This is a genomic window from Pseudomonas sp. TS_SC_3 (assembly GCF_056156225.1).
Window position 1 is genome coordinate 1,428,052 of record NZ_CM149586.1, and the last position, 23,404, is coordinate 1,451,455.

The following is a 23,404-nucleotide window of genomic DNA, read 5'->3' on the forward strand; positions in this document are numbered from 1 at the left end:
CCGCCTCGCTACAAATTGCAGTGGTCCATGGCGCGCAGCCATTAGCGGCCCAAAAGAGGAATCTCCTTCTATTGCCCCCGAGCATGGCCGTAAAGTACGGTTTATTCAGGATTGATCAACAGGAGTGACTACATGCATCCATTTGACGCGCCGCATCCGCCTAAATTGGCGCTGCTGCTCGGTTATGCCGGTCTGGTGCCTTTTGTAAGCGGGGCTTTGGGTATTTGGATCACCCCAGAAGGCTGGCGGGTGGTGGTGCTGACGGCGCTGCTGGATTATGCCGCAGTGATTCTGGCCTTCATGGGTGCGATTCACTGGGGCTTGGCCATGCGCGCAGAGAATGCGAATGAGCCAGCTCAGTTGCAGCTTGGGTTGTCTGTCGTGCCGCCATTGTTGGGCTGGTTGGCGATCAGTAGCGGCATGCCGATTGGGCTGGCCTTGCCGCTGTGTTTGTTGGCCTTTGGCGGTTTGTATGCGGCAGATCTACGCGCGGTCAAACTGGGTTTGGCGCCGCAGTGGTACCCCAGCCTGCGCCGGCCGTTGACGATTGTTGTGTGCCTGAGCTTGCTACTGGCCTGGGCCAGTGTGCTGCTGCACTGAGTTAAACCAACGCTCCACCGTCACCAGCGCTTGCTCACGCCGTTGCACCCAGTCGCCCTGAATGCACTGCAGCGGCTGTTGGTGTAAGCGCAACCAATGCTCGCAGTGCTGATAGAAGGCCAGCCGTTGAGCTAATTCGGGCTGGCAGCGCTGTCCATCATCGATCCAGGGAACATCCACCGGATTGAGCAGCAGGTGTAGGTGGTAGTCACGGTCAAGTAGCGCTTGTTCAATCCAGGCCGGGCAGTCGCTAAACAACGCTCGACTCCAGAGCAGGTTACTCAACAAATGGGTGTCGAGAATCAGCAGCTCGGGGGCTGCTGCCCTGGCCTGGTCTTCCCAGGCTAGTTGGCCTTGTGCAATGGTGCTGATATCGGCATAACAGGTGTCACGCTGTTCACGCTCAATAAAGTGGCGCACGTACTCGCCAACTAACTGCCCACCAAAGGTTGCCTGGATCTGCCCAGCCAGCCAGCTTTTACCGCTGGACTCCGGGCCGGTAAGCACGAGCACTTTCATGCGTTAACCAGGCCGCGATCATGTCGCCAGGTTAGCCAGCCGTGTACCGCCAGCAACGTAAAGACGCCATACAGCGCTGCCGTTGGGTAGAGGCCTTGTTGTACAAATAGGCCGACAAACAGTAGATCTAGGGCAATCCATAGGGGCCAGCATTCAACCCGTTTTTGCGCCATCCATACCTGGGCCACCAGGCTAAAAGCGCTGAGCGCTGCATCCTGCCAGGGTGCAGTCGCGTCGGTGAAAGTTGCCATCAGGTAACCGAGTATCAGCGCACCGACTGCGCCCACGGCAAGGCTGATCAGTATCCCCTGAAGCGTTAATCGGCTGACCTGTACCCCGCAATGGCTACTGCCCCCCCGTGTCCATTGCCACCAGCCGTAGCCTTGCAGCACGGCATAAACGCCCTGCAGCAGCATGTTCGAATACAGCTTGCCGTCATAAAAAATCCAGGCGTACATCAGCACCATCAGCAAGCCCAGCGGCCAACACCAGCGGTTCTGCCGCACGGTTAACCAGACGGCCCATACGCCAATGGCTGACGCGACGATTTCCAGGGGCGACATAAAAATTCCGGTAAGCGAAAGGACGTGGGCGGCGATTGTAGCGACTGCACGGTGCTGAGTCTTGCAGCCTGATGGCACATGTCGGATAGATGGCTAATCGCCAGGATTTTGCCGATATACTTCGCTCCCCTTCAGGAGCTGTGCTGTGTCTAGGTCTGTTTTCGCGGTTATTGCTGCACTGTGCTGGTTAATTGTTTCCCCCGTCACTCAAGCGGTCGCAGCCAGTGCACGTGCGGCGAACACGCTGCCGGCGTCGGTGGTATTCCTCAACCCAGGATTCTCTGACGAGCCTTTCTGGACGGGTTACAGCGCATTTATGCAGGCGGCGGCGGATGATTTGGGCATGCAGTTAGAGGTCATCTATGGCGAGCGCAATCCGCAGCAGCTGCTGGAGAAGGCCCGGGGCGTGCTGAGGCGCGAAAAGAAGCCGGACTATCTGCTATTCGTCAACGAAATGTATACCGCGCCAGAACTGCTAAGGCTGTTTGCCGACAGTCCAATCAAGCTGTTTTCCCTGCACAGCACCCTGACACCTGAGCAACAACAGATGGTGGGTGGTTCGCGCGGGCAGTACCGCAACTGGATCGGCAGCCTGGTTCCCAACGATGAGCAAGCGGGCTACTCGATGGCTAAGGCGCTGATCGCCAAGCTGGACGGTAAACCCGGCAGCCTGCTGGCTTTTGCCGGCGTGCGCTACACACCCTCGTCCACGCTGCGAGAAGACGGGCTGCGGCGCGCTTTGCGTGAGCATCCCGAGGTAAAGCTGCAACAGATTCTATATGGGCACTGGTTGCGCCAGCGCGCTTATGAACAGGCGCAATTGATGCTGCCGCGCTATCCCGACGCACAGCTGGTGTGGGCGAGTAATGATGAAATGGCCTTTGGCGTGATGCAGGCCGCGCAGGAGTTGGGCAGACAACCCGGTAAAGACATTTACCTAGCTGCGCTGAATAACTCAGATGAAGTCTTACAGGCGCGCATTGACGGCAAAATTTCCGTGCTTGTTGGCGGGCATTTCACCTTGGGGGGTTGGGCCATGGTGATGCTGCATGACTACCACGCCGGGCTGGATTTTGCCGCGCGCGGTGGCAAGGATAGAGTCGACCAGTTGTTTAGCATGCTGGATGCGCAGCAGGCCGCGCAGATGCAACGGCGGCTTAAACTGCCGGGTTATGCACTGGACTTCCGTCAATTCAGCGCGGTATACCGCCCGCAGATCAAGGATTACGCGTTTTCCATCAAGGCGTTTTTGCAGTAATTCAGACGCCTGCGAAGTGCAGCACCAGTTTGACGACAGTGAAAATCACCAGCACAAATACGGCAGTAAATAGCACACCCAGAATAATGAAGTGGCTGGGTTTGCCGCGCGAGAAGTCGCGTGCACGATTCTTACCGCTTTGTACGCCAAGTGCCGCACTCAATACGCTTTGCAGCATTTCCCAAAGCGTCAGTGGCTTGTTTTGCTCTTCGTCCATTGCGCGATCCTCCTGCCTGCACAGCGTAGCTGCTGCAGCGATCAATGCCAGGGTTCAGGGCTTGTTGACGCGCACGGTGGACGCTGGGTACTGCAACAGTTTCGCGGCCGGTCGGCGCGGGCGTTGCAGCAACTCTCCGCTACAGTTCGGGCAGGCGCCCAAGAGGGTCTGCTCGGCGCACTCACGGCAAAACGTGCATTCGAATGAACAAATCAGTGCATCCACTGAGTCTGCAGGCAGGTCACGGCCACAGCGTTCACAGTTGGGGCGTACTTGCAGCATGGCAGACTCCAGGGTAGGGCGAGTCTGTTGAGCATAAACGCTAACGCGCGGGAGCAGCAAAAGGGGCTCTGATTAGGATGAGTGGCTGGTGGCTCAGAGCCCTTGGAGTGGCAGCGATTTACTCCGGCATGCTCCACGCGTCCAAAGTAAAGCCTTGCTGGCAGAGTTGCTCACGGGAATTTTTGAGCAGGTCGGCAAATTGCACCGGGTCGCTGTAAACGCTGCTGGACAACTGAGTACGGCCCAGCACGCGAGTGTTGGTGCGATCAATTACGCTCAGGCTGAGGTTGCCAGTGCCGTCTTGCGGGGCCCAGGCGACACATTGGAACGGTTGAAAAGCACGGTCAGCAATCAGCAGGGCTTCATTAAAACGCAGCGGTGCGTTCATGGGGTCGGTTTCTCCGAGGTGATCCCAAATACACAAGAGCAAACGGTGGATTCACGCTTGCCAGTCATAGCTGTTGATGAGCGATGCTGACCGTTAAGTCACATGTCGGCCGAAAAATGCAAGAAATTGTCCGATAAATCACAGTTTTATCGGCGCAAGCAGAGAAGTAAGGCGAAAACACTGAGCCAAGAATGCTTGCACACCGCCAGTAATAGGTGCTGACGGATTTGCAATCCGGCTTTGGAAGGGAGCGCCTGCATCGAAACCTGCGCACCCTCGATAATTTAAAGTGCCTGTAGGCGCTCACCGAGACGGCCGCTCTCAACCAGCTCAAGAAACTCATCGCCGAGGCGCTGGCTCTCACTCATGGCTTTGCGCCAATAACGCTCACGGCCGGCGTCATCGCCCAGGTAACGGCTGAAGTCCTTACGGTCTGGGAGTTTGCCGTGCGGCAGGCGCGCCAAATAATCGCGCGAAGGAGCCAGCAGCAACACATCCTGCAGGCGACCCGCATCGCCACGGCGCCAGGGCATGCCTTTGTCGAACCAGCCGGGGATGACCTTATCGGTGAAGTGCGGGTAGAGCACAATGTCTTCGCCGCTGTACGGCAGGTCGAGGTGATAGTCGAGTAGACCGCCATCGCGGTAAGTGCCAGGGCCGGCACCGGGAATATCGCGCACCCCTTGCATGATCATCGGGATGGAGCCTGAGGCCAGCAACGCATGGCGTAAATTGCCGCTGTCGAGTTGCAGGCAGCGCGACGGAAAGTCGCTAAGCGCGCCCAGCGGCGGCGCCAGGCGGGCATCGTGCAGAATCACCCGTTCAAAGTGCTTAGCCAGGCGTGGGCGGCCCAGCAGGTTGCTGCCAATCACCGAAGACAGTCCCAAGCCCAGTGCGCCGCGATGATCGTGCTGGAGCAAGCCATGGCTTTTCACCACGACGATATTCAAGCGGTAATACGAATTACTGAGAATGCTGGCGGCGTCGTTACCCAGCAGTTGGTCGAGCATCAGGCTGCAGCTGCTGGACACCTGCGCCATGCTCACGCCTTTGGCAAACCGCTGTGAGGTATAAAGCTCGCCAAGGCGGCGAATGCCGGCCGCGGCATCCGGCAGGCAAGCACTGGCGAAGCGCCAGGAACCAATGGAGGCGCCAATCAATGAACGCTCGCGAGGCGTACGTTGCAGCCAGTCGCCGAACAAGGCCAGGTCCAATCCCTGAATGCCCAAGGCCTTTGGTCCCCCTGCTGCACCCGGCAAAATACCAACATCGCCCGGTTGTAGGCCCTGCTCGCGAATGCGTACAAGGGCGCGCTTGCCTGCTTTAATTGTCAGGGCAGGGGACTTGATGACTATCGCACTCATATTGGCCTCCATTGCGCAGGGCCGCGATTATAAAGTGCTCTGTGCTCAGGCCAAGTAACTTCAGCCCATGAATGATGCAGGCATGCCTGAGGTGAATTGGCCTGTGTAACTATTCACGTGAGGCATATTCAGCTTGAGTTAAGTCGCCTGCAGTAACGTGAGCCCTGTCGAAAGCAAACTCCATAAGGAACTTGAAGATGAAAACATTGACCGCTGTATTGGCTGCTGCCGCCTTAACCCTGACTGCCGGCCTGGTTCAGGCCCGCGATTTGGGGCCAGACGAAGCCCTCAAGCTGCGTGACGCAGGAACCATCCAGTCCTTCGAAAAACTTAATGCAGCTGCACTGGCCCTGCACCCAGGCGGCAAGACAGAAGACACTGAGTTGGAAGAAGAATACGGCCGCTATATCTATCAGGTCGAAGTCCGTGACACCCAAGGCGTGCAGTGGGATGTTGAGCTGGACGCCACTAACGGGCAAGTATTGAAGAACCAACGAGACGATTGATGAACACCACTGCTTGGCTTACCCGCGCATTCCTGGCCTGCCTGCTGCTGACGGTGACGTTCAGCAGCAGCGCACGCGACCTAGATCAAGATGAAGCATTACGCCTGCGCCGCGAGGGGCTGATCATCCCCCTTGAGCAGTTATTGCAGATGGCCTTGCAGCCTCATCCGGGGGCGGTGCTGCTGGAAGTCGAGCTGGAAGAAGAGGACGGCGTGCTGGTGTACGAAGTCGAACTGTTGACCGAACAAGGCGTCGTGCGTGAGCTGGAGTTACACGCCAGTACCGGCGAAGTGCTCAAGGACGAGGTAGAAGACTGAATGCGTTTATTGCTGGTTGAAGACCACGTCCCCCTGGCTGATGAACTGCTTGCCGGTTTGAACCGCCAGGGTTATGCGGTGGACTGGTTGGCCGATGGCCGTGACGCCGCCTACCAAGGGGCGACCGAACCCTATGACCTGATCATTCTAGACCTCGGCTTGCCTGGCAAGCCGGGGCTTGAGGTGTTGCAGGAATGGCGCGCTGGCGGCCTGACCACACCGGTATTGATCCTTACCGCGCGCAGCTCTTGGGCCGAACGTATCGAAGGGCTCAAGGCCGGCGCTGATGATTACCTGAGCAAACCCTTCCACCCGGAAGAGTTGCAATTGCGCATCCAATCCTTGTTGCGCCGCGCCCATGGTCTAGCCAACCAGCCGCAACTGGAAGCGGCGGGTTTGCAGCTGGATGAAAGTCGGCAAACGGTTAAGCGCAACGGTGACGAGGTGCAGCTGACGGCTGCCGAGTTTCGTTTGCTGCGCTATTTCATGCTGCATGCCGGGCAGTTGCTGTCGAAGAGCCATTTGGCCGAGCACCTGTATGACGGCGAAAGCGAGCGCGATTCGAATGTCATCGAGGTTCACGTCAATCACCTGCGGCGCAAACTGGGCCGCGAGATCATTGAAACCCGGCGCGGCCAGGGGTATCGCTTTAATGGGGATATCGCTTGAGGTCGATTCAGCGGCGTCTGAGCCTGGGCTTGATCAGCGTATTGTTGATTGTTGGTTTGCTGCTGGCGCAAAGCAGCCTCTGGCTGTTTGACCGCAGCTTGCGCAGTTACCTGCAGACAACCTTGCAGGATGAAACGCAAACCCTGTTGGGCGCGATTGTACGTGGCCCTAACGGCCTGCAACTGGATGAGCGGCGCCTGAGCGCCGTGTTTAAGCGGCCTTACTCGGGCCTGTATTTTCGTATTGATATTGGCCAGCAAAGTTGGCGTTCACGCTCGCTCTGGGACCATGAATTGCCCGTTGCAGAGGCTGCTGGTTTGCAAAAGACCCTGGCCAACGGGCCGCAAGGCCAACAGTGGCTGGTGTACCGCGCTGACTATCAACGCTATGGCCAGCAGATCGTGATTCATGTGGCGCGCGACTACACCCCGATGCTGAATAACTTCAGCCATATGCAGAAAATTGTCCTGGGCCTTGGCATCGCCGCGCTGGTGTTGATTCTGTTGCTGCAGCGCCTGATCGTCAGCCGGGCGCTGAGCCCCTTGGAACAAACCCGCCTACAGATCATGCAACTGCAGCAAGGCCAGCGCAGCCAGCTGGATCAGCAGGTGCCGCTGGAGCTTGAGCCGTTGGTGGCGCAAATCAACCATCTGCTGGCGCATACCGAAGACACCCTGAAACGTTCACGCAACGCCCTCGGTAACCTCGGCCATGCGCTGAAAACCCCCTTGGCGGTATTGATCAGCCTGGCTGGCCGTGAAGAACTCAACCAGTTGCCCGAGTTACAGGCGAGCCTCAATGGGCAATTGCAACAGATCGAGCAGCGCATCGCTCGTGAGCTCGGCCGCGCACGCCTGGCTGGCGAGGTGCTACCTGGGGCACATTTCGACTGCGCCAGCGAGCTGCCAGAGCTGTTCTCGACCCTGGCGATGATCCATGGCAAACACCTGGAACTGGTCTGGCAGGCCGAGCCTGGGCTGCGCTTACCCTGGGACCGTGAAGATCTGTTGGAGCTGTTGGGCAACGTATTGGATAACGCCTGCAAATGGGCTGATAGCCAGGTGCAGCTACAAATCAGCCGCGAGAAGCACGGCTATCAATTGCTGATTGATGATGACGGGCCGGGTATCGATGCGGCCCAGCGCGACGAAGTACTCAGTCGCGGCAGTCGCCTGGATGAGCAAGTCGCTGGACATGGCCTGGGGCTTGGCATCGTGCGTGACATCGTCGATGCCTGGGGTGGCCAATTGCAGTTGGGTGAGAGCCCGCTGGCTGGTTTGCGGGTTACGGTCACATTGCCCTTGAAGCGCACCTGAGGTTCCAGGTACGCACAAGGCAAGGTTCACATGCCGTTGGCAAATGCCGGGTTGCTCATGTCAATACCGGCGCGAACCGGGAGTAGGGCATGCGCGTACTTGGCCAGAATATCCAGCTCATAATCAATACGGGCATGCAGGCGCTGATCGTCTTCGCTGCTCGGCTCCGGCGTGTTCAGCACTTTCTCGACGTTGCGTACAATCAAGTGCTCGGGCAGGTAGCAAAGGCGGCAGTTCTTGTAGCTGGAGGCGCGCAACTCACTGATTGGGTAAGCGCCACCCACCCCCGACGACACGCCGACCAATAGGCCTGGTTTGTGCGCCAGTTCTGCTTTACTGGCGTAGATAAAGAAGTTCTTGATAGCCGGGCAAGCCATGCCATTCCACTCTGGCGAAATGATCACCACTGCATCGGCGGCCGCCAGTTGCTTGCTATACAGCCCCCAAGGGCCTGCATCTTCCGCTGGCCAGAGCGGCAGTGGCGCAAGGCCCAGATCAATCACGCTGCTCTGCGCATCATCGGTGTAACCCAATTGAATCAGACGCTGACGCAAGAAGCGGGCAACTTTGCCTGATTGACTGTTAGTGCGGCCAGACCCGGCCACCAGAGCGATATTGAGCATGCGGCACCTCTTTAATATAAAAAAACGCAGGCTAGCGATTGCGAGCCTGCGTCACAAGAATATTGCCGCCAGGGCGACAACATGATGGCGGCAATACCTGGCGCTTATACGCGGAATTGATCCATCAGGCTTTGTTGGTGGTTGGCCAGTTTGTTCAGGTTCTGGCTGATTTTTGCCGACTCATCAGCCTGGGCGGAAATTGACTCGGTGACATCACGAATCGAGGCCACGTTGCGGTTGATCTCTTCGGCCACCGAACTCTGCTCTTCGGCCGCGCTGGCAATTTGCAGGTTCATGTCAGTAATCACGCTGACGGCCTGACTGATGCGTTGCAACACGGCCACGGCCTGTTCAACCTGCTCGACACTGCCCTGGGCCTGGCGATGGCTGCTGTGCATGGTGCTGACCACTTCCTTGGTGCCGCTTTGCAGGCCTTCGATGACTTGGCGGATTTCCTCCACCGAGTCCTGGGTGCGTTTGGCCAGGTTGCGCACTTCATCGGCAACCACGGCAAAACCACGGCCGGCTTCACCCGCGCGGGCGGCTTCGATCGCCGCGTTGAGGGCCAGCAGGTTGGTCTGCTCGGCGATGGACCGAATCACTTCAAGCACTGAGCCGATTTTCTCGCTGCTGTCCGCCAGGCCTTCGACTTCCTGCATCGCCACATTCATTTCATTCGCCAGCAACTCAATACTGGCGGTGGTCTTACCGATTACATCCATCCCCTCGCGGCTGGCTTGGTCAGCACTGCGCGCGGCTTCTGCGGCCTGAGCGGCGTTGTGCGCAACATCTTGCGCGGTGGCACTCATTTCCTGGAAGGCGGTGGCGACCTGATCAACTTCGCGGTATTGCTGCTGCATGCCATCGCTGGTTTGGCTGGCGATCAGTGCAGACTGATCCGCAGTGCTGCGAGCGTCCTGCACACTGTTTTTTACGTCGGTGATGATTGGCTGCAGCTTGTCGAGAAAGCGGTTGAACCAGCTCGCCAGCTCGCCCAATTCATCTTGTTTGGCGTATTCCAAGCGACGGGTCAGGTCACCTTCACCACTGGCAATATTCTTCAGCATCGCCGCTACACCGAGAATCGGCCGCGTGACGCCCAGGGCCGTCAGCCAGATGAGTAGGATGCCGATCACGCCGGCGGCCAGGCCCAAACCGAGGGATATGCTGGTATCGCGCGTGCCCATTTCATCCATTTGTGCTTCCAAGCGGGTGGCCGGTTCCAGCAGCACCTTCTCTGGCACTTCCAGCAACACGCCCCAGGGTTTGGCACCCGGGATAGGCAGCAGAGGTTGTAGCACTTGCAGCGCGCCATCATGGTGCATAAATTCAGGGTGATTAGCGGCCAGCAGGCGGATCATCTCGCTGTGCTGGTCACTAAAAGCAGCGGCCAGTTTTCCGCCGAGCAGGCTGCTGTCACGGCTGTGCCCGGCGAGAAGGCCAGCAGGGCTGATGATGCTGACATGCCCGGCGCCATCAAACAGACCCTTGTGGGCGCTGGTACTGAGTTCCTGCAAGCTGGCCAAGCTGATGTCCACACCCAGTACACCGATCACCTTACCGTCTTGAATCAGCGGGAAGGCGATGCTGGTCATCAGGGTTTTCACGCCGTCGGTGTCATCGATATAGGGATCGAGCAGGCACACCTGCTTGCTTTCACGCGGGCAGGTATACCAGGCGTTATAAGGTGCGCCGCTGATGCCTGGGGTTGAGTCATTGAGGCTCTCTTCCTTCATGGCATCGGCGCTCAACTCGCCTTTTTCGTTCTGGGACCAGTAGATCGAAAAACGTCCTTTGTCGTTGCTGCCCAGTTCAGCTTGGTCAACAAAGAGTTCATCCTTGCCATCCAATGCGTTGGGCTCAAACACCGCATAGACGCCCAGTAGGCTACGGTTAGCCTCTAGCGCGCTGCGCACTTGACGGGTTAGGTCTTCCCGCAGGTCAAAGGCATCGAGAAAGCGCTTCTCTGCCTGCTCACGGATAAATAGCACCTGGGTGGCTGCACCGCGCCCATATTGATAGGCATCCATAAAATAACGCTGCATTTGCAGCGCCTGAGACTCTCCGCGCGCTGACATACGCAACTGCGCTGATTCCTGCAGCATGTCCGAGCTGGCCTGCTTGACCAGACTGGCACTGCGCGAGGCCTGAATGACCGAGGCCGAAACCAGCACGGCAACAATGGCCAGCAAGCACAGGCCTGCCAACAGGGTGATTTTCAACTGGATGGAGAGTCGGCTGAACAGCATTTTCAGGACCTTTTATGAATGAGGCTTAACGCGATTATCGGCGCTGAGCCACTTTTCTGAAGTTTTACATCAAGTTAACGCGCAATTATTAGGCCAGGTGGCACGCTAAGGGTCAGATTAATCGAAATTTGTTACGCCTTGTACAAAATATTTTACAGCTGTTTTGACAGGCCGGTCAGCATTGTGCAGAGTACGCGCCCTTCGCCTAACCGGCGCAGCATCCACCGAAGGCTCACCCCTTCGCGGACCTACTTAATGGCGGGAGAAAATCGATGAACGCAGTCGTTGCGGCAGTGGGGATCATGCTGATTCTCAGCTTGTGCCGCGTGCATGTGGTAGTGGCCCTGATTATCGGCGCATTGGCGGGTGGCCTGCTCGGTGGTCTGGGGATTGAAGGCTCGCTGGCGGCTTTTAATAAAGGCTTGGGTGGCGGTGCAACGGTGGCGCTGTCCTACGCCTTGCTCGGCGCATTTGCCGTGGCGATTGCCAAATCCGGCTTAGCCCACGCTTTGGCTGACAAAGCCTTGGCCATGGTGGGTAAACAGGACGCCAAAGGTGCGGGTTTGCTTAAATGGCTGCTGATCGGTCTGCTGCTGGTGGTCGCCATTTCCTCGCAGAACATCCTGCCGATTCACATCGCCTTTATCCCACTGCTGGTACCGCCGCTGCTCTACGTGCTGAGCAAGCTACAACTCGACCGCCGCTTAATTGCCTGCGTGCTGACTTTCGGCCTGATTACCCCGTATATGTTTCTGCCGGTGGGCTTTGGCGGGATTTTCCTCAATGACATTCTGCTGGCCAATGTCGCCAGTGGTGGCGTCGATACCAGCGGCTTGGATGTGACCAAGGCCATGGCCATTCCAGCACTGGGCATGCTGTTCGGCCTAATGGTGGCGGTGCTATTCAGCTACCGCAAAAAGCGCGTGTATGACCTGAGTAAGATCGAGCAGGCCGAACGTGTGGACGTGGCCTACAACCCACTGAGCCTGCTGGTGGCCGGTGTGGCGATCATGGCCGCATTTGTGGTGCAGCTGTGGCTGGACTCGATGATTATCGGTGCTCTGGTCGGTTTCATTATCTTTTCGGTGTCAGGTGTGGTGCGCTGGAAAGAGGCCGATGGCCTGTTTACTGAAGGCATGAAAATGATGGCCATGATCGGTTTCATCATGATCGCCGCCGCCGGTTTTGCCGAAGTGATGAAGGCTACCGGCGAAGTGAAAAGTCTGGTTGAGAGCGCTGCCGAGCTGATTGGGCACGACAAGGCACTGGGTGCCTTGCTTATGCTCTTAGTCGGCCTGTTGGTGACCATGGGCATCGGCTCATCGTTCTCCACCGTACCGATCATTGCAGCGATCTTCGTGCCGCTGGGTTTGCAGCTGGGCTTCAGCCCACTGGCCATCCTCTGCATCGTCGGCACTGCCGGCGCGCTGGGTGATGCCGGCTCACCAGCCTCTGATTCGACCCTCGGGCCAACCGCCGGGCTTAACGTTGACGGCCAGCACAGCCATATCTGGGACAGCGTGGTACCGACCTTCCTGCACTACAACTTGCCACTGCTGGTATTCGGTTGGGCAGCAGCTATGGTGATTTAACCGGAGTATTGTTCGCCTGACGCGCTCCATCGCCAGGCTATTCAATCTTTCAGCGGGGCTACCGGTTTATCGGTAGCCCCGTTTTTATTTCGCTGTACCGCCAAGCAAGGGCCTGCCTGATGCGTCTGACATTAACCGTGAGCTGGTGAATGTCGCTAAGAACAACAGTTACTACGTCAATTACAGCTCGCCACTGCCGAGCGATGACACGATTCTCGTGCCGAAAATGGCCTACAGCTATTACCTGCCCAAGTGGGATATGGCCTTAGGTACGGCGATCAATCTCGACGGTGTCGAGGCCCAGATTGCTCAGGTGCAGGGTGAAATCGACGAGCGCATAAGCACCATCATCACCAGCATCATGGTGATTGCCGCCGTGCTGTTGGTGATTTTCGGCATTGTCGGCGTGGTACTGAGCAACACTTTCCTGCGGCCGCTGCAGCAGATCAAAGACAACCTCGATGTCATCGCCGCCGGAGAAGGCGATCTGACTCGGCGTCTGCCGATTAATGGTGATGATGAGCTTGGCCAGCTGGCGGGTTCATTCAATCGGTTTGTTGAAAAAGTCCACGGTCTGGTGCGGCAAATTGTCGACATGACCGGCCAACTGACCGAATTAGTCGGCCAGGTATCGACCCAGGCGCAGCGCTCCGAAGAGGCCATGGAGCGTCAGCGTCATGAGACCGATCAGGTGGCCACGGCTATTAATGAAATGTCCGCCGCCGCCCATGAAGTCGCGCAAAGCGCTCAGGGCGCGGCAGAAGCGGCGCAGAAGACTGATACCGAAGGCCAGGCGGCGAAACAGGTGGTCGATGGCAGCATCGAACGCATTCACACCCTGGTGCAGTACATTCGCGACAGCGGCGTGTCCCTCGACACCCTGCAGAAAGACGTGTCGCCGATTGTCAGCGTGCTCGACGTGATTCGCTCCATCGCCGAACAGACCAACCTGCTCGCACTCAACGCCGCCATCGAGGCTGCGCGCGCGGGTGAAGCAGGGCACGGCTTTGCCGTGGTCGCCGATGAAGTGCGGGCGCTGGCCAGCCGCACGCAGCAAAGCACCCAGGAAATTCAGGGCATGATCGACCGCCTGCAAAAGGGCACCCAGGATGCGGTGACCGCGATGCGCCGCTCCATTGATGCCGGCGATGTCACCAGCGAACAAGCCAATCGCGCTGGCACGTCGCTGGATGCCATCGCGCAACTGATTGGCACCATCAACGCGATGAACGCGCAAATCGCTAGCGCCGCCGAGGAGCAGACCGCCGTAGCCGAAGAGATCAACCGCAGCGTGCACAAGATTGCCGTGGCGGTAGACAGCGTGGCCGACGAAACCCAGCAAGGCGCACATACCGCGCGCAACCTGGCTGCGCTGGGAGAACGATTGGGCGCGTTGGTGCGTCAGTTCCGCATTTAAACGCTTGTGTATCGCCATAAAGGGAAGCGTTGCTTCCCTTTTTTCAGCGCCGAATTCAGCCGCTCATACTGACGAAGACAGGTAAAACGCGGTGCTGAGATGGCTGGGTACCAGGCGCATCGGCTCTGGCGAAAAGCGGTGAGCGGGTGCTGCGCACATAAAAAAACCCCAGCATTTCTGCTGGGGTTTGTTCACACCCTCAACCTTGATCGTGGCCTCGGTTGAGTGAGCCGGTTCTTAGCTGAACTGGTTCATGGTGTTGTCTTTGCCGCCGGCTTTCAGGGCTGCTTCACCTGCGAAGTACTCTTTATGAGCGTCGCCGATGTCGGAGCCGGACATGTTCTGGTGCTTAACGCAGGCGATACCTTGACGGATCTCCTCACGCTGAACGCCTTTCACGTAGGCCAGCATGCCCTGGTCTGCGAAGTACCCTTTGGCCAGGTTGTCGGTGGACAGCGCGGCGGTGTGGTAAGTCGGCAGAGTGATCAGGTGGTGGAAGATACCGGCCTGGGAAGACGCATCACGCTGGAAGGTGCGGATACGTTCGTCAGCGAACTTGGCCAACTCAGTTTCGTCGTAGTCAACGCTCATCAGCTTGGCGCGGTCGTAGGCGGAAACGTCTTTGCCTTCGGCAGCCATGGTGTCAAATGCTTGCTGACGGAAGTTCAGCGTCCAGTTGAACGATGGGCTGTTGTTGTAAACCAGCTTGGCGTTCGGGATGGTTTTACGGATTTCGTTAACCATTTCTGCGATCTGGCCGACGTGTGGCTTCTCGGTTTCGATCCACAGCATGTCAGCGCCGTTCTGCAGCGAGGTGATGCTGTCCAGTACGCAGCGCGCTTCGCCGGTGCCAGCACGGAACTGGAACAGGTTGGATGGCAGACGCTTAGGACGCAGCAGCTTGCCTTCGCGGTTCAGAACCACGTCGCCGTTCTTCAGATCGGCAGGGGACACTTCTTCGCAATCGAGGAAGGAGTTGTACTGGTCGCCCAGGTCGCCCGGCTGGTTGGTAACAGCGATCTGCTTGGTCAGGCCAGCACCCAGGGAGTCGGTACGCGCAACGATCACGCCGTTGTCGATGCCCAGCTCAAGGAATGCATAGCGAACAGCGTTGATCTTTGCCAGGAAGTCGGCGTGAGGAACGGTTACTTTACCGTCCTGGTGGCCGCACTGCTTCTCATCGGAAACCTGGTTTTCGATCTGGATGCAGCAAGCACCCGCTTCGATCATCTTCTTGGCCAGCAGGTAGGTGGCTTCCGGGTTACCGAAACCCGCGTCGATGTCGGCGATGATTGGCACTACGTGAGTTTCGTAGTTGTCGATCTGGTTCTGGATTTCAGCCGCTTTAGCGTTATCGTCAGCAGCGCGGGCTGCATCCAGCGCGGTGAACAGAAGGTCCAGCTCGCGGGCGTCAGCCTGGCGCAGGAAGGTGTACAGCTCTTCGATCAGGCCGGAAACCGAGGTTTTCTCGTGCATGGACTGATCCGGCAGCGGACCGAAATCCGAACGCAGAGCAGCAACCATCCAACCCGACAGGTAGAGGTAGCGCTTGTTGGTGGTCTTCAGGTGCTTCTTGATCGAAATCAGCTTCTGCTGACCGATGAAACCATGCCAGCAACCCAGCGACTGGGTATAGACGGAGGAGTCAGCATCGTACTCAGCCATGTCTTTGCGCATGATATCAGCAGTGTACTGGGCGATTTCCAGACCGGTTTTGAAGCGGTTCTGGGCGCGCATACGGGCTACGGACTCAGGGTCGATAGCGCTCCAGCTGCTGCCGGCAGCGGCTTTAAGGGCGGCAACGGCTTTGATGTCGTTTTGATAAGCTGACATGGTCAATCCTTCAAAGTATGTGTTTGGTTGAGCACCGACTTCCCCACTGAACACCTGTGTTGCTGGAGGTTGTTGTAGCCAACTGCAGAACGCCGAGACATCGACTTGAGACGGAATTGATCCGGGAGGAGGGTGACCAGCTAAACAGTTCGCGGGCATCAGCTGCTGTAAATGGCGGGGCCATTCGCGTTTATCGGCGTTACAGATACCGTTAGACGACTCAACCTGCTGTGCTTAATGCGTGCTGTTGCTAAACGCTTCCCCGTCCCTCAGGACAACTTCGTTCCAGTCGCAATCTCATCGAACGGCCTTGTGGGCTTTACAACGCAAATCGGCTCTGAGGGTAACTTGGAGCGCGATTCGGAGGGCCTTTCAGCACCTCTGATTAGCGGGAGCGACGCCATCATGCCTCTGTCAAAACTGTTCGTCAATTATTTTGTAGTGCTTTTCGAGTGACTACTACATAAGTCTAAAAGCGACCAATAACTCAGCGTGAGCAGCTCTATTTAGGGGTGTTACGGTGCAGGGGCTGCATGCGCGCGGTAGCGGGTGGTGGGGGGCTATGGGGCTGCGTTGTGGTTGATAGACGCTGCACCTGCGCCGGTGCAGCGTCTAGGCCCTGTGGGCCTCAGTTCACGACGTCCACCTTGACGCGTATATTTATGTCTTCGCGGCCCTGGGTCGAGCGGTGTTGCAGAAAGTTGCCTTCCTCACCTTGGCTCTGCTCGCTCACGCCGCCAATGCTGATCCACTCACCCAGTCGCCCGCTAACCCGCGTGTCGGTGCTTTGCACATCGATAGCGCCGGGTTGTGATTGGCTAAGTCTGTCACGGTTGCTGCTGATACTAATGTGCACCCGCTCGCCACTGAGGCTAGCGGTCACGTAGAAACCGCGGGTGACATCACGGTATTGAGTGTTGCCGTAGGGCTGGCCGTAGGCATCAAGGCCGCGGGTGGTCAGGGGGACGCTCTGGCCAACCTGAATCAGTGCCGGGTAGCCCTCGGTGGCCTGTACTTGCTGGACACCGCCGCTGCGGCTGTCGGTGCTGCGGCGGATAATGCGCACCTGGTCGCGGCCATTGATTTCACCCTGACCGATTTGGATTTCACCATTGCCGGCGCTAATCGTGCCGTCGGCGCGATAGCCGCGATCGGACTGAAAGCCCGATTCATTGGTGTCGACGCTGATCAGTAGGCGACGCGGTTCGGTGTCGAGTTGCTGCAGCAGGGCGCGCACCTCGGCAATTTTTGCCGGCTCGGCATTGACGATTAGTTGGTTGCCATAAGCGTTGACCTTGCCCTCGTGGCCGAGTACCGATTGCACCACGTTGAGCACCTCATCAGCGGTGCGGAAATTCAGCGGAATCACTTCGGTAGCGGCGCTAAGGGACAGACTACAACTCAGTAGCGCAGCGGCGAGCAGGGCACGAACCTTCATAGCAGAAAACTCCGTAAATCAGCGTCGGTAATGCTGGTGTCCCAGGCTTGGTCGAACTGTGCACGGCGCTGGCGATTGCGGCCGGGGTCTTGGTATAGGGCATAGCCGCTGGCTTGGCCAATGTCGGGCAAAAGTAACAAGCCGCGGTCATCAGCCAGCAAAAAAGCGAGGGCCTCACTAGGGTAGTCCGGGTGCAATTTGCGTATCTGCAGGTTGCTTGAGAGCCGGCGTGAAAGGCTGAGCAAACGGTGACCTTCCTTGACTGCCCGGCTGGGGTCGCGCAGCAGAATGCGCAATTGATTGCGTGGGCTGGCCAGGAGAAAACGCGTACAGGCATCTTGCACGCTGCTGTGGTGGTAGAGCCAGGGCTCAAGGTCATGGCTGTAGATGCACAGGCTGCGCTGCGCTTGTTGCAGCAGGGCGAGGGCATGGGCACGGGCTTGCTCGGGTTGGCTGAATCGCTCCAGAGTTGTATGCGCACCGAGGATAAACGGAGCCGGCTCCGCCTGCGGGCTATCCGAGCGAGGGCCGCCCGGATTGTGCACAGCAAAACGCCCCGGTGACTGAAACTCGATGGCGGGAAGCTCTATGGGTTCCAGCGGCTCGGTGGCATCACTCGGGGCGTTTTCGTCGTTCATCTTGGCCTCTAGGCGCTGTGACGCACCATATCTACGTGAGGAATGCCGGCGTCCAGGTATTCCCCGCTGACGATGGCAAACCCGAGCTTTTCATAGAAGGCCGTGGCGTGCACCTGGGCGCTGAGCATTTGTTGCGTCAGGTCGCGCTTTTCCGCTTCGGCGATCACCGCTTCAATCAGTGCCACGCCCACGTTCATGCCGCGCCAGTCTTTAAGCACTGACACCCGGCCAATATGGCCATCGGGTAATAAACGCGCGGTGCCGATCGGGTAGTCACCTTCGAATGCCAGAAAATGCAGAGCTTCAGCGTCCTCAGCGTCCCATTCGAGCTCCGGCGGTACCGCTTGCTCCGCGATAAACACGGTTTCGCGAATGCGCCGCAGGTCAGCGTTGTCCTTCTGCCAGTTGGCCAGACGAACGTGTATCTCACTCATCAGCAAACTCCAAGCTGCCTTGTTTGACCAGTTCTACCAACAGGTTACGCCCTTCATCATCGGCGAGCCACGCACCGAGGTTTTCGATATGCAACGCATCAGCTGCGCACACCAGCTTGAGCAGCTCACGCAGACTGGCCGAAAGCAGACGGCTCTGGCCGCTGGCAAACAGCACCAGGTCTTCACCGACTTCCGACCAGGCCAGGCGTGCGCTCGGGTTGCGAATCAGGATCGCGCCATCTTCAAGACCCGCGAGAAAGGCTTCTTCATCGATCTCGATGCCGGCAATCAGCTCCGGATACTTAGGCTCGGTCATAAACTGGCCAAACCAGGTCATCAGCAGGCGCTCATCGCTCATGTGTTCGGTGAGCAGGGCCTTAAGGCGGTCCAGGGCGTCGCGCTGGATCTGCGTCGGGTCGTTGGTCGGCTCGGCGCCGGCGTCGCTGTAGCGCTCTTCATCAGGCAGGAACTGGCCGAGAAAATCAGTGAAATGGGTGAGAACTTCAGCAGCGCTCGGCGCACGGAAGCCTACGGAATACGTCATACAATCATCCTCAGCGGTACCACAGTGGGCCAGGCGCGGCGGCAGATAAAGCATGTCGCCGGGCTCCAGAACCCATTCTTCAGTTTTAACGAATTCAGCAAGGATCTTTAGATCCGCGTGTTGCAGCATGGGGCTATCGGAATCGCACACTTGGCCAACCTGCCAGAGGCGTTTGCCGTAACCCTGCAAAAGAAAGACGTCGTAGTTGTCGTAATGTGGACCCACGCCGCCACCCGGCACGGCGAAGCTGACCATCACGTCATCAATGCGCCATTTGGGCAGGAATTTGAATTCTTCCAGCAGTTCAGCCACTTCCGGAACGAACTGGTCGACCGCCTGCACCAGCAGGGTCCAGTCGCGCTCGGGCAGTTCGGCAAAGGCGTCTTCGGCAAACGGGCCGCGGCGCAGCTCCCACGGGTGCTCGCCATGTTCAATCACCAGGCGCGATTCGATTTCTTCTTCCAGCGCCAGGCCGGCCAGCTCATCCGGGGAGATGGGGCTCTCAAAGCCAGGTATGGCTTGACGTACCAGTAAGGGTTTCTTCTGCCAGTAGTCACGCATAAATTCGCGTGCAGTAATGCCGCCCAGAAGTTGCAGTGGAATATCAGGATTCATTGCTAAGCCCTTGAAAGAGATAAATACCCATAAATAAAAACGCCCGGCGCAGCCGGGCGTCCGGGTGGCTACTACTGTTTATATACGCTTAGCCTGAGCGATTGCATTGCCGATGTAGTTGGCGGGGGTCAATAACTTGAGCTCGGCTTTGGCCGCAGCGGGCATGTCCAAGCCATCGATGAAAGTCTGCAGGGCTTCGGAGCTGATGCCTTTGCCACGGGTCAACTCTTTGAGTTTTTCGTAGGGGTTTTCGATGGCGTAGCGGCGCATCACCGTCTGGATCGGCTCGGCGAGTACTTCCCAGCACGCGTCCAAGTCAGCGGCGATACGCGCTTCGTTCAGCTCCAGCTTGCCGATGCCTTTGAGGCTGGCCTCGTAAGCAATAACGCTGTGAGCAAAGCCGACACCGAGGTTACGCAGCACGGTGGAGTCGGTCAGGTCGCGCTGCCAGCGCGAGATTGGCAACTTGCTGGCCAGGTGCTGGAACAGTGCGTTGGCGATACCCAGGTTGCCTTCGGAGTTCTCGAAGTCGATTGGATTGACCTTGTGCGGCATGGTCGAGGAACCGATTTCCCCGGCGATGGTGCGCTGCTTGAAATAGCCCAGGGAGATATAGCCCCAGATATCGCGATCAAAGTCGATCAAGATGGTGTTGAAGCGAGCGATGGCATCGAACAGTTCGGCGATGTAGTCGTGCGGTTCGATCTGCGTGGTGTAGGGGTTGAACTGCAGGCCCAGGTCACCTTCGATGAACTGGCGCGCGTTGGCTTCCCAGTCGATCTGCGGGTAAGCCGATAGGTGCGCGTTGTAGTTGCCCACGGCACCGTTGATCTTGCCCAGCAGCGGTACGGCTGCGACCTGAGCGATCTGCCGCTCAAGGCGGTAGACCACGTTGGCCAGCTCTTTGCCCAGAGTAGTCGGCGAAGCTGGCTGACCGTGGGTGCGCGAGAGCATCGGTACGTCGGCAAATTTGATCGCCAGTTCGCGAATGGCTTCGGCCGTTTGGCGCATCAGTGGCAGCAGCACGCTGTCGCGGCCTTCGCGCAGCATCAGGGCGTGGGACAGGTTGTTGATGTCCTCACTGGTGCAGGCGAAGTGGATGAACTCGCTGACCTTGTCCAGCTCAGGCAGCTTGGCCGCCTGTTCCTTGAGCAGGTACTCCACGGCTTTGACGTCATGGTTGGTGGTGCGCTCAATTTCTTTCACGCGTTCAGCGTGTTCGATGGCGAAATTATCCGCCAGCTCATTGAGTACTGCGTTGGCTTCGGCGGAGAAGGGCGCCACTTCGGCAACACCTTCATGAGCGGCCAGGCGCTGCAACCAGCGGACCTCAACAAGGACGCGGAAACGGATCAGGCCGTATTCGCTGAAAATTGGGCGCAGTGCGCTGGTTTTGCCGGCATAGCGGCCATCAACGGGGGAAACCGCGGTGAGCGAGGAAAGCTGCATGGGAGGCGTTCTCGGACAATCGGGCATTGAAAAGGGCGCATATCATACATGAAATCGGCAGTCAGGCCGTGATTGGCTGTTACCGTTCAGCTGCGTGCGCTTGGATAAAACTTAGTCGGTTTGCTGTAAAAGCCCGTGCAGCATCAGCCGAAGGGGCTCACGGCTGGGCCTAATTCATGCATTGCTAGGCAATCCGCCCGGCACATAGCGTCACCAGCATGGTGGGTAAGCCCATCTATCAGGCGTGATCAATCGCGTAGCAGTGGGTAAAGTTCTTTGAGTAACTTGCTACGGCTAAACACCATCTGCCAGCGATGACCACCCAGTTGGCGCCACAAGCGCGCGGAGCGAATGCCGGCAAGCAGCAGGGCGCGAATCTTCGCGGCATTGTTGGTCTGCTGTAAATGACGCATATCGCCTTGCACCTGGATGCGTTGGCGGAAGGTGCTGATGGTGTCCTGGTAAAGACTGGCGCAGTTGGATATCACGTTTTCATGGGTTGGACCGAAGTGCTCGACCTGCTGCTGCACCTGATCGAGGCGGCTGCCCATGATTTGCAGCATATCATCGCGCTTATTCAATTGGCGCTCCAGCGCCAGCAGGGCTAGGGCATAGCGCAGCGGGTCACGCTGCAAGCTGCCGGGATCGCGCTCTAGGGCGCTGGCCAGTGCGCGGTAGCCGTCGCGCAGGTTGAGGTCATCGCCACCATAGACGTCCAATGTATCTTTTGGGTCGCGTACCAGCAGGCTGTTGATCATGCAGGCTACGGCCGGTTCGCCGACTTGGCCGGTGCGCGCCAGTTTGTCGACCAATACGGCTGATTCGAATACCGCGCCGAGGGCGATCAGTTGCTCACGAATTGGGTTCAAGCCACTTGCTCCCGTGCGGTCCAGGGTTCGGCAATTTCTATGACGCCGCCGCCCAAGCAGATTTCACCGTCGTAGAACACCACGGACTGGCCCGGGGTAACGGCACGCTGCGGCTCGTTGAATACGGCGCGATAGCTGCTGGCAGTTTTCTCCAGGGTGCAGGCCTGATCACTTTGGCGATAACGCACCTTGGCGGTCAGCTCGCGTGGCGTGCTTAGGTCTATCGGGTTAACCCAGTAAATCTCTGAAGCGAGCAGGGCTCGGCTAAACAGCCAGGGGTGTTCATTGCCTTGGCCCACTACCAGCACGTTACGAGCCAGGTCCTTGTGCAGCACATACCACGGTTCATCACTGGCATCTTTCAACCCGCCAATGCCCAAGCCCTGGCGTTGGCCGATGGTGTGGTACATAAGGCCGTGATGACGGCCGATGACGTCGCCTTCGGTGGTTTCTATATTGCCAGGCTGAGCGGGTAGGTACTGCTTGAGGAAGTCGCTAAAGCGCCGTTCGCCGATAAAGCAGATGCCGGTTGAATCCTTCTTCTTGGCAGTGGCCAGGGCGTATTTCTCGGCGATGGCACGCACCGCAGGTTTTTCCAGTTCGCCAATAGGGAACAAGGTCTTGGCGATCTGCTCACCGCCCACCGCATGCAGGAAGTAGCTCTGATCCTTGTTGGGATCTAGCCCCTTGAGGAGCTCGGTGCGCCCGTCGACGTCGCGGCGGCGCACGTAATGGCCGGTGGCGATCAGGTCAGCGCCCAGCATCAGGGCGTAATCGAGGAAGGCTTTGAACTTGATTTCGCGGTTGCACAGAATGTCCGGGTTGGGCGTACGCCCGGCCTTGTATTCGGCGAGGAAGTGCTCAAAGACGTTGTCCCAGTACTCGGCGGCAAAATTGGCGGTGTGCAGCTTGATGCCAATTTTATCGCACACGGCCTGAGCATCGGCCAGATCGTCCATGGCGGTGCAGTAGTCTGTGCCGTCGTCTTCATCCCAGTTTTTCATAAACAGGCCTTCGACCTGATACCCCTGCTCAAGCAGGAGCAGGGCGGAAACAGAGGAATCGACGCCGCCGGACATGCCGACGATTACGCGCTGGGTAGTAGGATCTGGCATGGGGATACTGGGCACGGGCTGAAAAAGAGGGCAATTCTAACAGGCCGAGACCTGAGGTCGTTAATCACGGATGAGTGTCAGTGCAAAACACTCGCCGCTGAGGTAGTCATCAATACACCGCAACACCAACTCACTGCGCCAGCGCTCAGGCTGCGCGGCCAGTTCATCGCGGCTGAGCCAGCGAGGGCCAATGATGCCCTTATCCAGCACGTAGTCGGGGTGATGCTGCAAGGCCTTGGCTGCAAAGCACACTCGCTGGTAGGTCACGCCATTACTGGGCGCGGTGTACAGATAGATGCCGGTGATACCGGTCAACTCAACATCCCAGCCTGTTTCTTCGAGGGTTTCACGAATGGCGGCCTGCAACAGGCTTTCGTTTGCCTCTAAATGACCAGCGGGTTGATTGAAGACTGCACGGCCTTCGGCCATTTCTTCGACCAAGAGAAAACGCCCCTGATCTTCAATGACGGTGGCGACGGTGATATGCGGCTGCCAGTCCATATGCGTCCTTAATTGATGAGTGAAATGTCGATCATAACGTGGTTCTGCTGACGTAGAATGCACAAACCCCGGCAGTGGCCGGGGTTTG

General features: G+C 58.0%; 24 protein-coding genes and 2 pseudogenes. 8 read left to right on the forward strand and 18 right to left on the reverse strand.

The annotated features are described in order from the left end of the window. Positions 1–132: 132 nt before the first annotated feature. Complete coding sequence (locus AC0J6G_RS06975; RefSeq protein ID WP_475252544.1) at positions 133–600, forward strand: DUF3429 domain-containing protein; 468 nt, start codon at positions 133–135, stop codon at positions 598–600. Here AC0J6G_RS06975 and AC0J6G_RS06980 read toward each other — a convergent pair. Together AC0J6G_RS06980 and pnuC are read right to left on the reverse strand one after the other, a co-directional pair. Continuing rightward, on the reverse strand, positions 568–1,119 hold the full coding sequence (locus tag AC0J6G_RS06980) for an AAA family ATPase (protein WP_475252546.1): 552 nt from the start codon (positions 1,117–1,119) through the stop codon (positions 568–570). The genes AC0J6G_RS06975 and AC0J6G_RS06980 overlap by 33 nt on opposite strands. Then, positions 1,116–1,682 carry a nicotinamide riboside transporter PnuC gene (gene pnuC, locus AC0J6G_RS06985; protein ID WP_475252548.1) on the reverse strand — a complete coding sequence of 189 codons (567 nt, stop codon included), beginning with the start codon at positions 1,680–1,682 and terminating at the stop codon, positions 1,116–1,118. Before pnuC ends, AC0J6G_RS06980 begins: the two co-directional genes overlap by 4 nt. A 145-nt stretch (positions 1,683–1,827) precedes the next feature. Between pnuC and AC0J6G_RS06990 the strand changes: the two genes are divergently transcribed. Beyond that, positions 1,828–2,940: an ABC transporter substrate-binding protein gene (locus AC0J6G_RS06990; RefSeq protein WP_475252550.1), complete on the forward strand. Its 1,113-nt coding sequence runs from the start codon at positions 1,828–1,830 to the stop codon at positions 2,938–2,940. Position 2,941: 1 nt separating this feature from the next. On the opposite strand, the gene AC0J6G_RS06995 is transcribed toward AC0J6G_RS06990, so the two are convergent. From AC0J6G_RS06995 to AC0J6G_RS07010, 4 genes are all read right to left on the reverse strand, one after another. Continuing rightward, complete coding sequence (locus AC0J6G_RS06995; RefSeq protein WP_475252552.1) at positions 2,942–3,157, reverse strand: DUF2970 domain-containing protein; 216 nt, start codon at positions 3,155–3,157, stop codon at positions 2,942–2,944. 54 nt (positions 3,158–3,211) lie between these two features. After that, positions 3,212–3,439 carry a DUF1272 domain-containing protein gene (locus AC0J6G_RS07000; RefSeq protein ID WP_475252554.1) on the reverse strand — a complete coding sequence of 76 codons (228 nt, stop codon included), beginning with the start codon at positions 3,437–3,439 and terminating at the stop codon, positions 3,212–3,214. A 118-nt stretch (positions 3,440–3,557) separates the two neighbouring features. Further along, positions 3,558–3,827: a hypothetical protein gene (locus AC0J6G_RS07005; RefSeq protein WP_475252556.1), complete on the reverse strand. Its 270-nt coding sequence runs from the start codon at positions 3,825–3,827 to the stop codon at positions 3,558–3,560. A gap of 284 nt (positions 3,828–4,111) precedes the next feature. After that, positions 4,112–5,191 (reverse strand): patatin-like phospholipase domain-containing protein, encoded by a 1,080-nt coding sequence (locus tag AC0J6G_RS07010; protein WP_475252558.1) that lies wholly within the window; start codon positions 5,189–5,191, stop codon positions 4,112–4,114. A gap of 197 nt (positions 5,192–5,388) precedes the next feature. Here AC0J6G_RS07010 and AC0J6G_RS07015 point away from each other — a divergent pair, with 197 nt between their 5' ends. Genes AC0J6G_RS07015 through AC0J6G_RS07030 form a run of 4 tightly spaced genes read left to right on the forward strand, consistent with a single transcriptional unit; the run spans position 5,389 to position 7,999 of the window. Next, positions 5,389–5,697 carry a PepSY domain-containing protein gene (locus AC0J6G_RS07015; RefSeq protein WP_475252560.1) on the forward strand — a complete coding sequence of 103 codons (309 nt, stop codon included), beginning with the start codon at positions 5,389–5,391 and terminating at the stop codon, positions 5,695–5,697. Continuing rightward, positions 5,697–6,014, forward strand: coding sequence for a PepSY domain-containing protein (locus AC0J6G_RS07020; RefSeq protein ID WP_475252562.1), 318 nt, complete (start codon positions 5,697–5,699; stop codon positions 6,012–6,014). The genes AC0J6G_RS07015 and AC0J6G_RS07020 overlap by 1 nt, the downstream gene beginning before the upstream one ends. Further along, positions 6,015–6,683, forward strand: coding sequence for a response regulator transcription factor (locus AC0J6G_RS07025; RefSeq protein ID WP_475252564.1), 669 nt, complete (start codon positions 6,015–6,017; stop codon positions 6,681–6,683). It begins immediately after the preceding gene. Continuing rightward, positions 6,680–7,999, forward strand: coding sequence for an ATP-binding protein (locus AC0J6G_RS07030; RefSeq protein WP_475252566.1), 1,320 nt, complete (start codon positions 6,680–6,682; stop codon positions 7,997–7,999). Before AC0J6G_RS07025 ends, AC0J6G_RS07030 begins: the two co-directional genes overlap by 4 nt. Before the next feature lie 26 nt (positions 8,000–8,025). On the opposite strand, the gene AC0J6G_RS07035 is transcribed toward AC0J6G_RS07030, so the two are convergent. The 3 genes and pseudogenes from AC0J6G_RS07035 to AC0J6G_RS07045 form a co-directional block, all read right to left on the reverse strand. Continuing rightward, positions 8,026–8,622 (reverse strand): NADPH-dependent FMN reductase, encoded by a 597-nt coding sequence (locus tag AC0J6G_RS07035; protein WP_475252568.1) that lies wholly within the window; start codon positions 8,620–8,622, stop codon positions 8,026–8,028. Positions 8,623–8,726: 104 nt separating this feature from the next. Further along, a complete protein-coding gene (locus AC0J6G_RS07040; protein WP_475253637.1) occupies positions 8,727–9,482 on the reverse strand; it encodes a methyl-accepting chemotaxis protein in 756 nt (251 codons plus the stop codon). A 102-nt stretch (positions 9,483–9,584) separates the two neighbouring features. Next, positions 9,585–10,871: pseudogene (locus AC0J6G_RS07045) on the reverse strand (PDC sensor domain-containing protein); the annotation flags it as partial. 272 nt (positions 10,872–11,143) lie between these two features. Between AC0J6G_RS07045 and AC0J6G_RS07050 the strand changes: the two are divergent. Continuing rightward, the gene (locus tag AC0J6G_RS07050; RefSeq protein ID WP_475252570.1) at positions 11,144–12,463 is read left to right on the forward strand and encodes a Na+/H+ antiporter family protein; all 1,320 of its coding nucleotides are present in this window, start codon (positions 11,144–11,146) and stop codon (positions 12,461–12,463) included. 130 nt (positions 12,464–12,593) lie between these two features. Further along, positions 12,594–13,880 (forward strand): annotated as a pseudogene (locus tag AC0J6G_RS07055) (methyl-accepting chemotaxis protein); the annotation flags it as partial. Between the two features lie 237 nt (positions 13,881–14,117). Here AC0J6G_RS07055 and AC0J6G_RS07060 read toward each other — a convergent pair. The 9 genes from AC0J6G_RS07060 to AC0J6G_RS07100 all read right to left on the reverse strand — a co-directional run bounded on the left by AC0J6G_RS07060 (position 14,118) and on the right by AC0J6G_RS07100 (position 23,316). Next, positions 14,118–15,713 (reverse strand): isocitrate lyase, encoded by a 1,596-nt coding sequence (locus tag AC0J6G_RS07060; RefSeq protein ID WP_475252572.1) that lies wholly within the window; start codon positions 15,711–15,713, stop codon positions 14,118–14,120. 628 nt (positions 15,714–16,341) lie between these two features. Continuing rightward, entirely contained in the window at positions 16,342–17,151 is an 810-nt protein-coding gene (locus AC0J6G_RS07065; RefSeq protein WP_475252574.1) for a secretin N-terminal domain-containing protein, read from the reverse strand. Further along, positions 17,148–17,789 carry a DUF7931 domain-containing protein gene (locus AC0J6G_RS07070; protein ID WP_475252576.1) on the reverse strand — a complete coding sequence of 214 codons (642 nt, stop codon included), beginning with the start codon at positions 17,787–17,789 and terminating at the stop codon, positions 17,148–17,150. Before AC0J6G_RS07070 ends, AC0J6G_RS07065 begins: the two co-directional genes overlap by 4 nt. Positions 17,790–17,797: 8 nt before the next feature. Further along, positions 17,798–18,223, reverse strand: coding sequence for a GNAT family N-acetyltransferase (locus AC0J6G_RS07075; protein WP_475252578.1), 426 nt, complete (start codon positions 18,221–18,223; stop codon positions 17,798–17,800). Next, positions 18,216–19,382, reverse strand: coding sequence for a ribosomal protein uL16 3-hydroxylase (locus AC0J6G_RS07080; RefSeq protein WP_475252580.1), 1,167 nt, complete (start codon positions 19,380–19,382; stop codon positions 18,216–18,218). The genes AC0J6G_RS07075 and AC0J6G_RS07080 overlap by 8 nt, the downstream gene beginning before the upstream one ends. A gap of 78 nt (positions 19,383–19,460) precedes the next feature. After that, complete coding sequence (purB, locus tag AC0J6G_RS07085) at positions 19,461–20,831, reverse strand: adenylosuccinate lyase (RefSeq protein WP_475252582.1); 1,371 nt, start codon at positions 20,829–20,831, stop codon at positions 19,461–19,463. A 248-nt stretch (positions 20,832–21,079) separates the two neighbouring features. Continuing rightward, positions 21,080–21,700, reverse strand: coding sequence for a high frequency lysogenization protein HflD (hflD, locus tag AC0J6G_RS07090; protein WP_475252583.1), 621 nt, complete (start codon positions 21,698–21,700; stop codon positions 21,080–21,082). Continuing rightward, positions 21,697–22,815: a tRNA 2-thiouridine(34) synthase MnmA gene (mnmA, locus tag AC0J6G_RS07095; RefSeq protein WP_475252585.1), complete on the reverse strand. Its 1,119-nt coding sequence runs from the start codon at positions 22,813–22,815 to the stop codon at positions 21,697–21,699. Before mnmA ends, hflD begins: the two co-directional genes overlap by 4 nt. A gap of 60 nt (positions 22,816–22,875) precedes the next feature. Beyond that, entirely contained in the window at positions 22,876–23,316 is a 441-nt protein-coding gene (locus tag AC0J6G_RS07100) for an NUDIX hydrolase (protein WP_475252587.1), read from the reverse strand. Positions 23,317–23,404: the final 88 nt, after the last annotated feature.